Source organism: Acutalibacter sp., assembly GCF_056800975.1.
In genome coordinates this window covers 1-12,540 of sequence record NZ_JBQISV010000065.1, presented here as the reverse complement: position 1 = coordinate 12,540, position 12,540 = coordinate 1, and the positions used below count along the sequence as shown (strand labels likewise).

At 59.0% G+C, this 12,540-nt stretch carries 12 protein-coding genes; 8 read left to right on the top strand and 4 right to left on the bottom strand.

Going from position 1 to position 12,540, the window contains the following annotated elements:
* Positions 1 to 562: imidazole glycerol phosphate synthase subunit HisF (gene hisF / locus ACTO5E_RS07860; protein ID WP_482302862.1), on the top strand; the 562-nt coding region annotated here is incomplete at its 5' end.
* A 67-nt stretch (positions 563 to 629) separates the two neighbouring features.
* Here the strand turns inward: hisF and ACTO5E_RS07855 are convergent.
* Positions 630 to 1,499, bottom strand: a complete 870-nt coding sequence (locus ACTO5E_RS07855; RefSeq protein WP_482302861.1) for a M15 family metallopeptidase — start codon at positions 1,497 to 1,499, stop codon at positions 630 to 632.
* Between the two features lie 425 nt (positions 1,500 to 1,924).
* Here ACTO5E_RS07855 and ACTO5E_RS07850 point away from each other — a divergent pair, with 425 nt between their 5' ends.
* The 7 genes from ACTO5E_RS07850 to ACTO5E_RS07820 all read left to right on the top strand — a co-directional run bounded on the left by ACTO5E_RS07850 (position 1,925) and on the right by ACTO5E_RS07820 (position 7,198).
* A complete protein-coding gene (locus ACTO5E_RS07850; protein ID WP_482302860.1) occupies positions 1,925 to 2,926 on the top strand; it encodes a transglutaminase-like domain-containing protein in 1,002 nt (333 codons plus the stop codon).
* Positions 2,927 to 3,207: 281 nt separating this feature from the next.
* Positions 3,208 to 4,248 (top strand): type II secretion system F family protein, encoded by a 1,041-nt coding sequence (locus ACTO5E_RS07845; RefSeq protein WP_482302859.1) that lies wholly within the window; start codon positions 3,208 to 3,210, stop codon positions 4,246 to 4,248.
* A gap of 4 nt (positions 4,249 to 4,252) precedes the next feature.
* Positions 4,253 to 4,576, top strand: coding sequence for a hypothetical protein (locus ACTO5E_RS07840; RefSeq protein WP_482302858.1), 324 nt, complete (start codon positions 4,253 to 4,255; stop codon positions 4,574 to 4,576).
* Positions 4,573 to 5,073 (top strand): DUF4860 domain-containing protein, encoded by a 501-nt coding sequence (locus ACTO5E_RS07835; RefSeq protein ID WP_482302857.1) that lies wholly within the window; start codon positions 4,573 to 4,575, stop codon positions 5,071 to 5,073. Before ACTO5E_RS07840 ends, ACTO5E_RS07835 begins: the two co-directional genes overlap by 4 nt.
* Complete coding sequence (locus ACTO5E_RS07830) at positions 5,070 to 5,492, top strand: hypothetical protein (RefSeq protein ID WP_482302856.1); 423 nt, start codon at positions 5,070 to 5,072, stop codon at positions 5,490 to 5,492. The genes ACTO5E_RS07835 and ACTO5E_RS07830 overlap by 4 nt, the downstream gene beginning before the upstream one ends.
* The gene (locus ACTO5E_RS07825; RefSeq protein ID WP_482302855.1) at positions 5,489 to 5,899 is read left to right on the top strand and encodes a hypothetical protein; all 411 of its coding nucleotides are present in this window, start codon (positions 5,489 to 5,491) and stop codon (positions 5,897 to 5,899) included. The genes ACTO5E_RS07830 and ACTO5E_RS07825 overlap by 4 nt, the downstream gene beginning before the upstream one ends.
* A gap of 237 nt (positions 5,900 to 6,136) precedes the next feature.
* Positions 6,137 to 7,198 carry a type IV pilus twitching motility protein PilT gene (locus ACTO5E_RS07820; RefSeq protein WP_482302854.1) on the top strand — a complete coding sequence of 354 codons (1,062 nt, stop codon included), beginning with the start codon at positions 6,137 to 6,139 and terminating at the stop codon, positions 7,196 to 7,198.
* A 123-nt stretch (positions 7,199 to 7,321) separates the two neighbouring features.
* Here ACTO5E_RS07820 and ACTO5E_RS07815 read toward each other — a convergent pair whose 3' ends face one another.
* From ACTO5E_RS07815 to ACTO5E_RS07805, 3 genes are all read right to left on the bottom strand, one after another.
* Positions 7,322 to 7,966: a formate/nitrite transporter family protein gene (locus ACTO5E_RS07815; RefSeq protein WP_482302853.1), complete on the bottom strand. Its 645-nt coding sequence runs from the start codon at positions 7,964 to 7,966 to the stop codon at positions 7,322 to 7,324.
* A gap of 144 nt (positions 7,967 to 8,110) precedes the next feature.
* On the bottom strand, positions 8,111 to 8,998 hold the full coding sequence (locus tag ACTO5E_RS07810) for a class B sortase (protein ID WP_482302852.1): 888 nt from the start codon (positions 8,996 to 8,998) through the stop codon (positions 8,111 to 8,113).
* An 88-nt stretch (positions 8,999 to 9,086) separates the two neighbouring features.
* Positions 9,087 to 12,540: DUF5979 domain-containing protein (locus ACTO5E_RS07805; RefSeq protein WP_482302851.1), on the bottom strand; the 3,454-nt coding region annotated here is incomplete at its 5' end.

The following is a 12,540-nucleotide window of genomic DNA, read 5'->3' as shown; positions in this document are numbered from 1 at the left end:
AGCGGAGAGCATTTTCATCCCCTTTACAGTGGGGGGCGGCATACGCAAGGTAGAGGACTTTACAGATATACTGCGGGCTGGGGCGGACAAGGTTTCTGTAAACTCAGCGGCTTTACAGAGACCGGCGCTGATCCGGGAGGCGGCGGAGAAGTTTGGCAGTCAGTGCGTGGTGGTGGCTATGGACGCCAAACGCCGGCCTGGAGGGGGCTGGACGCTCTACCTGAACGGCGGACGGGTGGATACTGGCAAGGATGCCCTGGAATGGGCCCGGGAAGCAGAGGCCCTGGGTGCGGGGGAAATCCTTCTGACCAGCATGGACCAGGACGGGGTAAAGACCGGCTATGACTTGGAGTTGACCCGGGCAGTGTCCGAGGCTGTGGGGATTTCGGTGATCGCCTCCGGCGGGGCAGGTCAGCTAAGTCATTTTTATGACGCCTTTACCACCGGCAGGGCTGACGCAGTGCTGGCAGCTTCGCTGTTCCATTTTGGCGAGGTGAGCGTCCCCCAGCTGAAGACCTATTTGCGGGGGCAAGGGGTGCCGGTGCGGCCCGCCAGTCTGTAAAGGCGTTTAGCTATACAGAACCGCCGGGGTGTAAAGCGATAAAGCCTTATACCCCGGCGGTTTTTTTCTATTGCACATCCAGATAGTTGATATATTCTTCCAGACACATAGAGCGCTGCTGCATGGCCGCGGCGTTTTCACTGCCCACATACCGCAGTACGGTCAGGTCGGTGTCCAGGTCGGTAAAGTCCACCTTGTCCTCTGGGTAGCGGAACACAAAGCCAAACCGCCCCATATTATTCTTTAGCCAGGTGTAGGTCTTGGACTGGGTAAAGGTCTCCCGGTCCGCAGCCAGCCGCAGGCAGAGCCCGGTCTGAAAATCGCTCTCCCCAGCCATGGGGGTCTGGGAGCGGGCCTTGGTCTTTGCCATGATCGCGGTCAGGTCTCCGTCCTCCATCAGCTGCTCTACCGTGGCCAGATAGCGCTTCTCCTGCTCCTCATAGGACACATAGCCGTCGGTAAAAATCAGCACATACCCGTCCTCCCGGGCAGCGGCGCTGAGCTGGCGCAGCGCGTCGGCAATGCGGCTGTCAACCTGCACATTGTCCACCTGAGTCAGCTCCGGCACATAATCCGCGGAGGGGGAGGTCTGGTTAATGGTGAACAGGTTCACCTCGTCACTGTATACGGGCAGACCGTTTTCATCGTAGACAGGCAGGGGAGCCTCGCTTGCGGCAGGGTCGGAGACGCTGGGGGCGGGGGGGAAGAGTTCCTGATGGAAGTAAGGCACCAGGTAGAACCAGAGGAAAAACCCGGCTATAACAGCCAACCCCAAAATGACCACAACCGCAACAACCCGGGACCAGAGCTTGATGCGCCGGGCCGCTTGGTGCTGGGCCTGCTTTTCTTGTGAGACGAACACGCTGCGCCTGCCCCAGCCCAGCTGCGACCGGCTGGGGTTTCCAATCAGATATTGCTTTCGTCTGCGTCTGGCCAAGGCGGCACCGCCTTTCTGTAGTAGTAGAATTTGAGCCCACGGGCGAGGGGCCAGTCCTGCTGGCATGTCCCTCCATATAAAAATATGATAGCACAAATCCTCCTGCCGGGCAACCCCATATTTATCGCTCATGGGGCATATCGACTGTGAGGCTGGCTCTGCCGGCTCTTTGGACGCGGTAAAAAACACCCGGCGGGGGTATTGCCCGATCAGGGGAAATCTGCTATAATATAGTATGTATGGAAGCATAGCTGAAGGCAGTTATGGAAGCAGCGGTTACAAAACTGGTTTTAAAATAACGAAAAACTTTCAAAATGCACTTCCATTTTGCGAGAGGCTGTGTTATACTTACAGCAAGAAAACAACAACACGGCCTGATGCGGAGAGAGCTCCGGAAAGGCTGCCAACGAAAAAGGAAGGTGTGAATGATGAGTATTCTGAAACGAGTGGTTCCCCTGCTGCTGGCGGCTGCGCTGCTTGCCGGCTGTGGACAGACCGGGACCAATCCCAGCGCCGGGGACACCGGCCTGGAGGAAGAAGCCTATGTGGACATGATTGAGCTGGATGGGCTGGAGGAGATTGAAGACGAGGCGGTGGCCCTGGCCAGCAGCCCTGTGGCTTTGCTTAAGACCCTGAAGCCCGTGGCCTCCGGCAAAAAGGTGGAGAAGAACGAGAAGGCCAAAATCGACTACTCCAATGTGAAGGACGGCTATGTGATGGTCAACTTCACCGCAAACACCAAAAAGCGGCTGAAGGTTCAGATTCAGGGCCCCACCACCAAGTATACCTACGACCTGCCTGCCAAGGAGTGGACCACGTTCCCCCTGTCTGACGGAAACGGCAAATACAAGGTAGTGGTTTTTGAGAACACCTCCGGCACCAAGTATGCCCGAGTGCTCACCCTGAGCCTGGACGCCAAGTTTACCGACGAGTTTGCCCCGTTCCTGCGGTCGAACCAGTATGTGGACATTGAGGACGCCCCCAACACCATTGCCATGGCGGAAAAGCTGGCCGGCAAGGAAAAGGACCCCATGAAGAAGGTCGAGAAGATTTACGACTATGTGGTGAAGAACTTCAAGTATGACACCAAGCGGGCGGAGACGGTGAAATCCGGCTACCTGCCTGTGCTGGACTCGGTGCTCAAGGAGAAGAAGGGCATCTGCTTCGACTATGCGGCCATTATGACCGGTATGCTCCGCAGCCAGGGCGTGCCCTGCAAGCTGGTGGTAGGCTATGCCGGCAGCGTGTACCACGCCTGGATTCATGTGTGGAGCGAGAAGACCGGCTGGGTGGACGGCGCCATCTACTTCAACGGCAAGACCTGGCAGCGGATGGACCCCACCTTCGCGTCTACCAGCAACAGCAGCAAGAGCATCATGAAGTACATTGGCGACGGTTCCAACTACAGCCCGAAACTGATCTACTGATTTACTGACAACAAGAGCCATGACTGATATGAACTGAGGGAGGGTCCCTGGCGAGAGCCGGGGGCTTTCTCTTTTGCCCAGGGAATTTTGCGGGGCCGATTCCTTTTCGGCTGGCAAAAAGTAAAAACCTGGCCGGGCCAGTGGGAGAGCCTGTGGTTTTACCGTTCTATGGCAAGGGCTTCTTCTCCACTTCCCCCCTTTACAATTTTCCGCAAATAAGGTAAAATAGACGGGTAAACATTCCGGGCGCGTTCCGCGTCTGTAAGGAGGCTGGTCATAACTTGAATAAAAACCTGAGCAACGACAAGATATCCTCCCTCTGCCTGGAGCTCTCTCTGCTGCTCCACGCCGGCGTGGGCATGGGCGACGGTCTGGCCCTGATGGCTGAGGAGAGCGCTGGCAGTGACAAGGAGCTGCTGGACGCCATGTCTGCCAAGGCGGACGAGGGCATGCCCCTCTCCGCTGTCATGCGGGCTGTAGAGGGCTTTCCCGCCTATGTCTGCGGCCTGGTGGAGGTGGGGGAGCAGTCCGGCCGGTTGGAGGACGCTTTGACCGCCCTCTCCGGCTATTATGAGGACCGGGCCCGGATGGACCGGCGGGTGCGCAGCGCGCTGCTGTACCCCGCTGTGATGCTGGCTTTGATGCTGGTGGTCATCACCGTGCTGCTGGTGCAGGTGCTGCCTATTTTTGAGGACGTGTACGCCTCTTTGGGCGGGCGGCTTACCGGGGTGGCGGGCGGCCTGCTGGCCATCGGCCAGTGGCTGGACAGCGCCATGCCTGTGCTGCTGGCGTTGTTGGGGCTTGCGCTGGTGTTCTTTGGGCTGTTCGCGGCAGCGGGCGGCTTTCGGGAGAAAATGCTGGCCCTGTGGCGGGGCCGCCGGGGAGACAAGGGGCTCTCTCGCAAAATGAACAACGCCCGGGTAGCCCAGGCGTTGGCCATGGGCATGGCAAGCGGCCTGCCCATGGAGGACGCTGTCACCCTGGCGGGAAATCTGATGGAGGACGTGCCCCCTGCCCAGGCCCGCTGCCTGGCCTGCCGGGACCGGCTGGACCAGGGAGACAGCTTGAGCGCCGCCATGAAGGAGAGCGGCCTGCTGCCTGCCGCCCAGTGCCGTTTGCTGGAATTGGGCCAGCGCAGCGGCGCAGGGGACACTGCCATGGAGAAGCTGGCCCGGGATCTGGCTCAGGAGAGCGAGGCCGCGCTGGAAGACCGGGTGAGCCGGGTAGAGCCTGCGCTGGTGCTGGTGTGCTCCATTTTGGTGGGGATGATTCTGCTCTCTGTGATGCTGCCGCTGATGAACATCATGGCGGCAATCGGGTGACGGCATGGGCCGGAGAATAGCCCGGTGGGGCGGGCTGCTGAAGCCGCTTTGTTCGGTGCTGGCGGCAGGAGCCGTGCTGGCGTTTTTTGTGACAGCGGTGGGCAGCCTGCAGAGCGGCCAGTCTGCCGAGGGCCTGCGCCAGCTGGAAGAGGCCCTGCGCAAGGGCTGCGTCACCTGCTACGCCACCGAGGGGGCGTACCCCACAAGCCTGGAATACCTGGAAGAACACTACGGCGTACAGATTGACCGGGAACGCTATGACGTGCACTACACGGCCTTTGCGGAAAACCTGATGCCGGATATCACAGTATTGGAAAAAACGCCATGATGAATAGAAGAACAGTCAAACATAATATAGACGGGCTGGCGGCGCTGCTGCTGTTTGCGGTGTTTGCCGTGTGCATTCTGATGGTGCTGCTCACCGGGGCCGACGCCTACCGGCGGCTCACCAACCGGGACAGCGCAGCCCACGCCCAGCGCACGGCGGTGCAGTATGTGGCCCAGCGGGTGCGCCAGGCGGACCGGCTGGACGGGGTGGAGCTGGAGGACTTTGAAGGGGTGCAGGCCCTGGTGCTGGGGGCGGGGGAGGAGTATGTCACCCGCATCTATTGCTATGACGGCAGTTTGATGGAGCTATACAGCGCCCCTGCCGACGGCCTGGGCCCTGCCGACGGCGAGCGTATTATGGCCGCGCAGGCCATGGAGCTGAGCGCCCAGGAGGCAAATGGCGGCGAGACGCTGACCGTGGCCATTACTCAGGCGGACGGCCAGCGGGATGAGCTGGTGTTGAGCCTGCGCAGCGGAGAGGGGTGGAATACAAAATGAAAAGCAAAGCCCCTTTGATTATGATGGAACAGATGGTGATGATTCTGGTGTTCGCCCTGGCGGCGGCCCTGTGCCTGCAAGCCTTTGTGCTGTCGGACAGTATGTCCCGGGAGGGACAGCGCAGGGACAAGGCTGTGCTGCTGTGCCAGAACCTGGCGGAAGAGTGCAAGGCCAGCGGGCACGCTGGGGAAAATGTCATCCCAGTGCCGGATGCCAGTGGAGAAATCTCCTCCGCGCCGGTATACTACTATGATGAGAATAGCCAGCTTACAGAAAGCCCCTCGGTCTACCATGTGGAGGCGGTGCGGCTTTCGTCGGACGTGCCGGCTTTGGCCCGGGCCCAGGTGACGGCCTATGACGAAGCGACCGGCAAAGAGCTGTTTTCCATGGAATTTGCTTGGCAGGAGGAAGAGGGATGACGGGCAGACGGGAGAAATCAAATTTTTCGCCCCCGGCGTTGGGGGGGAGCTCTCTGCTGGTGGTGTTCGCGGTGCTGAGCCTGACGGTGTTTGCCCTGCTGAGCCTTTCCACCGTGCGGGCCGACCAGCGGCTGGGGGAGGCTTCGGCCAAGGCGGTGACAGCCTATTACGCCGCCGACAGCCAGGCGCAGGAGATTCTGGCCCGGCTGCGGCTGGGGGAGACCCCGGATGGCGTTGCCGTCAGCGGAGACCGGTATACATACCGCTGCCAGATTTCAGAGACCCAGGCCTTGGAGGTGGAGCTGCAAATGGATGAGTCCGGCAGCTTTGTTGTTCAGCGTTGGCAGGCTGTGTCAACCGTGGAATGGGAGGGCGCAGACGACATGGAGGTCTGGCAGGGCTCATGACAGAGCGCGGCGGAGTTGGACTGCCGCACACAACCAAGGCGCGAAAACAGGGGCGGCGGCATGGGCTTCTCAAGCCAGTGGACCGCGTTACCTTGTTTTCCTTTATAGGGCAAGCCTGCTTTAAAACCAGAGGGATGACGGGGCCTGATGCGCGAAGTCAGCCCCCAGGGTTTTACAGCATACATGGATCAAAAAGCACGACCAACCGCTTGCGTCACACCATCAGGAGGTACTTATATGCAGAGAGTGGAGGAATATTTCCGCCGGGCCGTGGACGACGGCGCGTCGGACCTGTTTATTATCAGCGGCAGCCCGGTGTGTGAAAAGCTGGATAAGCGCCTGCACATGATTGGCAGCGAGGTGCTTTTTCCCCAGCACACCAAGGAGCTTATTACAGAAATATATCAGCTGGCCGAGCGGGATATCCAGCGTTTTGAGGAGGAGGGGGACGACGACTTCTCTTGCGCGGTGCCGGGTCTGGCGCGTTTTCGGGTAAATACCTATAAGCAGCGGGGCTCTATGGCGGCGGTGGTGCGGGTGGTGGCCTTTGACATTCCCGACTGGCGCACCCTGCACATCCCCGAGGGGGTGATGGAGCTGGCGGACCTGACCCACGGCATGGTGCTGGTCACCGGCACGGCGGGCAGCGGTAAGTCGACCACCCAGGCCTGTATTATCGACAGAATCAACCAGACCCGGGAGGCCCATGTCATCACCCTGGAGGACCCCATTGAGCACCTGCACCGCAACCGTAAGAGCATTGTCAGCCAGCGGGAGATTGCCATTGACACCCATGACTATCTGGCGGCGCTGCGGGCCTGTCTCCGTCAGGCTCCAGACGTGATGCTGCTGGGAGAGATGCGGGACCACGAGACCATCCGCACCGCCATGACAGCGGCGGAGACCGGGCACCTGCTTATTGCCACCTTGCACACCAAGGGGGCTGTGAACACCATTGACCGTATTGTGGATACCTTCCCCGGAGACCAGCAGGGACAGGTGCGGGTGCAGCTCTCTATGGTGCTGCAGGCGGTGGTGAGCCAGCAGCTGCTGCCTGACAAAAACGGCGGCCTGGTGCCTGCCTATGAGATCATGCGCATTAACGACGCTATCCGCAATATGATCCGGGACAGCGGCAAGACCCACCAGATTGACGGGGCCATTGCCTCCGGCGGCGGAGAGGGGATGATCAGCATGGATCAGTCCATTATGAAGCTGTATCAGGCTGGGCTGATTGAGAAGCAGACCGTGCTGGACTATGCCGGCAACCCGGAGTCCCTGAAGCGGCGGCTGGGTTAAAATGGGAAAAGCAAACGGCCCGGGGAATGCCCCAGGCCGTTTTTGTATGCTCTTTTGTTGACTGGGTTGACGAACTAATCAGCAGAGTGGTCAAGGCACAGCATGGTTGACTTATGCCTTGCCTTACTTACTTTCGCCCTTGACATGCTCCTGCAGCTTGCGGCAGAGGGGGAAGATCAGCCCTCCGGCGGCGTTCCCCACAGTCATAATAAGAATAGCCAGCAGAGCCTGGCCATTCCATACCCCGGCCACGGAGAAGTAGAACATATTCGCCACACAGTGCTCAAAGCCCACCATCACAAACACGGCCACCCCCAAAAACAGTCCCAGATATTTGCCCAGGCTGTGGGGGTTGTTCCGGTAGCTCTCTACCGCAAAATAGATGAGAATGTTGCAGAACACCGCCAGAATGAACAGGCTTAGAGGCGAGTCTGCCAGCTTGGCCTGGCAGATGCTCCCGGCCTTTTCCGCCCAGTCCAGCCGGGTGAGGGCCAGGGCGCTGCCGGAGAGCCAGGCGCCCAGAAAATTCCCCAGCCAAATCAGCCCACAGCTCATGAGATAGGCAGGCGGGTTGTCCAGCGCATAGCAGATTTTGCCGGTAAACAGGTTCAGCCCCAAGGTGCACACGGCGAACAGCCCCACAGAGAACAGAGAGGCTCCCACAGCCCGGCTGTCGCTGGCCAGAAAGGCCGCGCCCCCAATGGAGATGGCGACTCCGGCCAGCACCGCGTAAATAAAGGTGGTCAGATGTGACAGTAAGTTTTTCATGGATGAAGCGCTCCCATTCTCTTTTTTTACATTATACCGGAGGATGGGGAAAATTGCAACATTTTCCCTGGCTTTGGGAGGACGGGGGAAAGCCCGCGCGAACCGCACTCCCCAAGCTGGCGGACGCGCGGGCCCTTCAGGGGCTCAGGCATACACCTCTACCAGTCTGCCCATAACCACCAGGCGTTGGTCATAGCCGCTTCTGGGGCAGGTGGAGAGGGTGACGAAAGCATCGTCCTCAGCGGGGATGATGTTGGTCTGAATGGTGGAGCGCTCCAGGCAGTAGTCGATGAAGCCCTGCTTGTGCTCCTCCAGGTCCAGCCGGTAGACAAGGCCTGTAACGTCAGCCTCAAAGGCCGCAAAAATCTCATACTCCCGCACCAGCGTCCCGTCCGCTATGTAGAAATAAGGGTGCTCCTGCCAAAAGCTCTGGTCCTCATAAAACCGCAGCACCCCGAACATAGAGTCATTGTCCATGCGGTGGCCGTACACCAGGGTGTGGAAGTCCAGAAAGTCGGGGCTGTTGGTGCACTCTAAAAAGATGGAGCCGCACACATTGTACCCACCGTTCCAGGAGTGGTCCAGGTAGAACTGGTTATTCTGGGTGTGAAGCAGGGGATAGGACAGGACGCCGGGAATATCCAGCCAGCCCGCCACTTCAGGATTGATGGCCCGCAGAGCGTCCAGGTCCATCCAGGTCAAAGGCTCGGCCTCTGGGGGAAGGGCCTCCTGTGGAGTCCCGGTCTCCCCTGTATCCTCGGGGGGAGACTCCGGGGAGGCCGGGGTGGGCAAGGCATCTTCACCTTCCGGCGTACTGTCTTCCAGGCGGGAGCTGGCGGGAGGCGGGGAAGGGCTGTCCGCCGGGGCGCGGGCGTTGTTGGGCCGGGCGAGGCCAGCCACCTGCAGAGCGTCCTCATAGTCTCCGGCGCTGCGGGAATATTCCACCTGCCGGAAGATCAGCATACCCCCGCTGAACAGGAAAACTGCTGCCAGTAGCACAGTCAACAGTTTGTATAGGGTTTTTCTTGACATAGCATCTCTCCAAAACAGAACGCCGGGGCCAGCAGCCTGGCCCCGGCTTTTTTCATGGATTTTCAGGACTTACGACGATCAGGGGCAATTACTTGCCAGCCTCCTTGCGCATACGTCCGGTGACGGCCAGGAACACCAGGCCGGCCGCGGACAGAGCGGTCAGCAGATACCAAAGGCTGATATCGTCGCCGGTCTTGGGCGTGTTGGCCAGGGGAACCTCCTCGTCGGGGATGTCCTCCTCCTCAGGCTCAGCAGGGCCGGTGGGGACGTCCGGGTCGGGCAGCTCCTCGTCAGGCTCGGGCGTGGGCTCGGGGCCGGGGCCCAGAGGCACGTCGTCGTCGGGAATCTCCTCGTCGGGCTCTTCCGGACCGGGGCCCAGAGGCACGTCATCGTCGGGGATCTCCTCGTCGGGCTCTTCCGGGCCAGGGCCCAGGGGCACATCGTCGTCGGGAATCTCCTCATCCGGCTCCGGGGTGGGAGTAGGCTCCTGGCTGGGGCCGGGGGTGGGAGTGGGCGTAGGAGTAGGCGTGGCCTTGTAAGTGTTGGTGATCACGATGGTGCTGCCGTTCTGGCTGGTGACAGCCACATAGCCGGCAGGCACATCGATCTCCTTCACGCTCAGCGCCGCGCTCTCCGCCAGGCCAGACCAGGTGTGCCGCCAGTCATTGGCAGCGCTCAGGGTGACAGGGTCGCCGCTGGCCGCGCCGTTGACCATCAGCTGCACCTGCACAGAAGCGGGCCGCTGAATGCCAGCGTCCTCGTCTCCGGCCCAGGCCTTGTTGACGGTGATGCTCTTGGTCTTGGTGGTGGGGATAAAAGGCACGTCATAGGTGTTGGTCACAGTGACAGCGGCATTGCCGCCCCCGGTGACCTCCACGCTCTGGTCGTTGCCCTTCACGGTCCAGGTGTAGCCGCCCAGCTCAGCGTTCTCCTCGTGCACCCGGTAGATACCGGCGGGGAGGCCCGAAATGGTCTTCTGACCATCACCGGTGATGGTCACAGTGGCATTACCTTTCTCAAAGGAAATGCCATCATAGGTCCCGGTGACATGCTCAGGGCCGGTAACGGTAAAGGTGAAGACCTTATCCTTCGTCTCGCTGGTGGACGCCGCGCCGGTGATGACCTTGTTGATGGTCAGATTGCCGCGCTCGTAGTCGTAGGTGTTGGTGATGGTGGCAGGGCCGGGGGTAGTGTCGGGGTCAACCTCAACATTTACATCAGCGGTGCCGTTAGAAGACCAGGTGAGGCCCTCTACATCAGCGTTCGCCTCGGTTACTGTGTAGCTGCCCTTAGGCAGGTTGCCAATCATTACAGTGCCGGGACCAACAACCGTGATCTGAGCACTTGTAGCGGTAATATTGCTGGAACCCTCAGGATACACTACGTCTTTGTCATCCATCGGTCCAACGCCACTGATCTGGGTAACCGTAAAGGTGAAAGCCTTGTTGGCAAGATCAGCCTTCTTCTGTCCTTCCTCCATCGCTTCATCGTTGACAACCTTGTTGATAGTCAGATTGCCGCGCTTGTAGTCGTAGGTGTTGGTAACCATGACTTCTGTCTCGGCCTCGCCATTGACGGTAACGTCGCCATTTCCGCTGACAGTTACTTGATAGCCGTCAATTTGTGCGTCCGCATCAACTTCTGTCACAGTATACTCGCCCGCGATCAGATCGTTGAGGGTAATGCTGCCAGTGCCTTTGATTTCAACAGTGTTGTCGTAGCCAGGGCCCTGAATCTGGAACTTGAAGGTCTTGTTCGCAATCTCCTCGCTGCCGGCATTCAGAATACCGTTCACAGCCTTGGTAAGCTTCAGGCTGCCCCGGGGGGCCTTGTAGGTGTTGTTGAATGTGATGTCAGTTCCCTCGGAAGCTACCGTATAGGTGATGGTCTTCAGGCTGCTGTCGCCTTTGAACTCGCCGATCTCATGATCTTCCTCTGTCCTGGTTACGGTTACAGTAACTGGGTAGGAGGTAGTGTCCCATGTAACATTGGGGTTGTCTCCAGGAGTTTCAGTCACTGTGAATGTCAGCTTATGGCTGCCTGCTGTAGGAGCCTGTGCTTTCAAGTAATCAGAGCTAAGGGTGAAGACTGCCTGACCGTCACCAATAATGGTTTTGGTCTCGTTGTAGTTAGGGCCAGTCATCTGAACCTGTGCGCTAAGACCGGTTGAGGGGTCCTTTACGCTCTCATCATCGGTGGTCCAGTTTTTGCGGACAGTCACATCAACAGGGTTGATGATGCCGTCCTCCATTTCCTTCTGACCGATAATGAGCACGCCGTTGTTGGCAATGCCGCCGCCATGGGTGGCAGAGGTGTTGCCACTGATGACAACGCCGCCTTGCTCAGCGATAAAGGCCATTACAGCGGCGTAGGCAGCCTCGTATTCAGGAGTGCCCGGTTTGTACTGAGAAGTCAGGCCCATCAGCAAACCAGCGTAGATAGAGCTGCTGTTGCTGTCGTTAATCTCCTTCTTGTCGTAATTTGGACTGCAGGTGCACTGGGTTGTTCCATTGTTCTGTGCAGTCAGAGCAGGACAGCCCTCTTTGTGGTTAAAGGTCTGCCCGGTCCAGCCGGCCACCAGACTGGCAAGCATCTGGTTGCTGACAGAAATACCGGCCAACTGCTCACGGCCATCGTCAGGAATTTTGTCGATATCTCCCGCAGAGAAGATATCCTGCGCACCGTCTTTGAAAGCCTTGTCATCTTTCCACAGATTGCTGCTGTCAACGCCAGAATTAGCGGTGTCAAGCGGCTTGTTAAGACCGTGACCGGGTACAGACCAACCATCTTTATCACGGTTATGCACAAAGGCATCTTCTTCGCCGTTGCCGGTGTTGCCAAAAATGGCAGCGCCATTCTTGGCAAACACAACCGTGCGCCCATGAATGCAGGCAGCAATGCCGCCGCCCAGACCATCAGCGGTGTTGGCAGTGACAAGAGCATTGGTCAGCGTCAGCTTGCCAGTGTTCTCAATATAGATGCCGCCGCCGCCCAAGTCGATGGTGGTTGCGGTGGAGTTGCCGGTAATCAGGCCCTTGGCAATTTCGCCGGTACCCTTGATATAGATACCGCCGCCCTCGCCCTCCAGAGCTTTGTTGCCGTCAACCGTGCCGCCATTCATGTTCAGGTTGCCATCATTGTAAACAAAGATGCCGCCGCCTTCTGCTGCGGAGTTGTTCTGAATGCGAATGTCCTCATTCGAACCATTGGTGGTAAATGTGCTGTCTTTTCCGACATAAACACCGCCGCCGGCAGCTTTGTAGTCCCACTTTGAGCCGTATTCATTGGTTTCTTTGTGGGCGTCCTGGATGTTAGTAGACTCGGCCTTGTTGTCCTCAATCGTGCCGCCAGTCATGGTGAACTTGCCGCCGCCGGTAACATAAACGCCGCCGCCCTTTTGGGCCGTGTTGTCGGAGATGGTGCCGTTCTTCAGCTCCAGCTTGCCGCCCTTCAGGTACACGCCGCCGCCGTTATCATTGGCATTATTGCCGCCGGTGATAACAACATCACCGTTAATAATGACCTTGCCGCCAGCGACAATG

Coding starts and splice junctions, on each gene's coding strand:
- ACTO5E_RS07830 (WP_482302856.1), top strand. CDS start 5,070: ATGAAAAGCAAAGCCCCTTTGATTATGATGGAACAGATGGTGATGATT.
- ACTO5E_RS07825 (WP_482302855.1), top strand. CDS start 5,489: ATGACGGGCAGACGGGAGAAATCAAATTTTTCGCCCCCGGCGTTGGGG.
- ACTO5E_RS07810 (WP_482302852.1), bottom strand. CDS start 8,998: ATGTCAAGAAAAACCCTATACAAACTGTTGACTGTGCTACTGGCAGCA.
- ACTO5E_RS07820 (WP_482302854.1), top strand. CDS start 6,137: ATGCAGAGAGTGGAGGAATATTTCCGCCGGGCCGTGGACGACGGCGCG.
- ACTO5E_RS07815 (WP_482302853.1), bottom strand. CDS start 7,966: ATGAAAAACTTACTGTCACATCTGACCACCTTTATTTACGCGGTGCTG.
- ACTO5E_RS07840 (WP_482302858.1), top strand. CDS start 4,253: ATGGGCCGGAGAATAGCCCGGTGGGGCGGGCTGCTGAAGCCGCTTTGT.
- ACTO5E_RS07850 (WP_482302860.1), top strand. CDS start 1,925: ATGATGAGTATTCTGAAACGAGTGGTTCCCCTGCTGCTGGCGGCTGCG.
- ACTO5E_RS07835 (WP_482302857.1), top strand. CDS start 4,573: ATGATGAATAGAAGAACAGTCAAACATAATATAGACGGGCTGGCGGCG.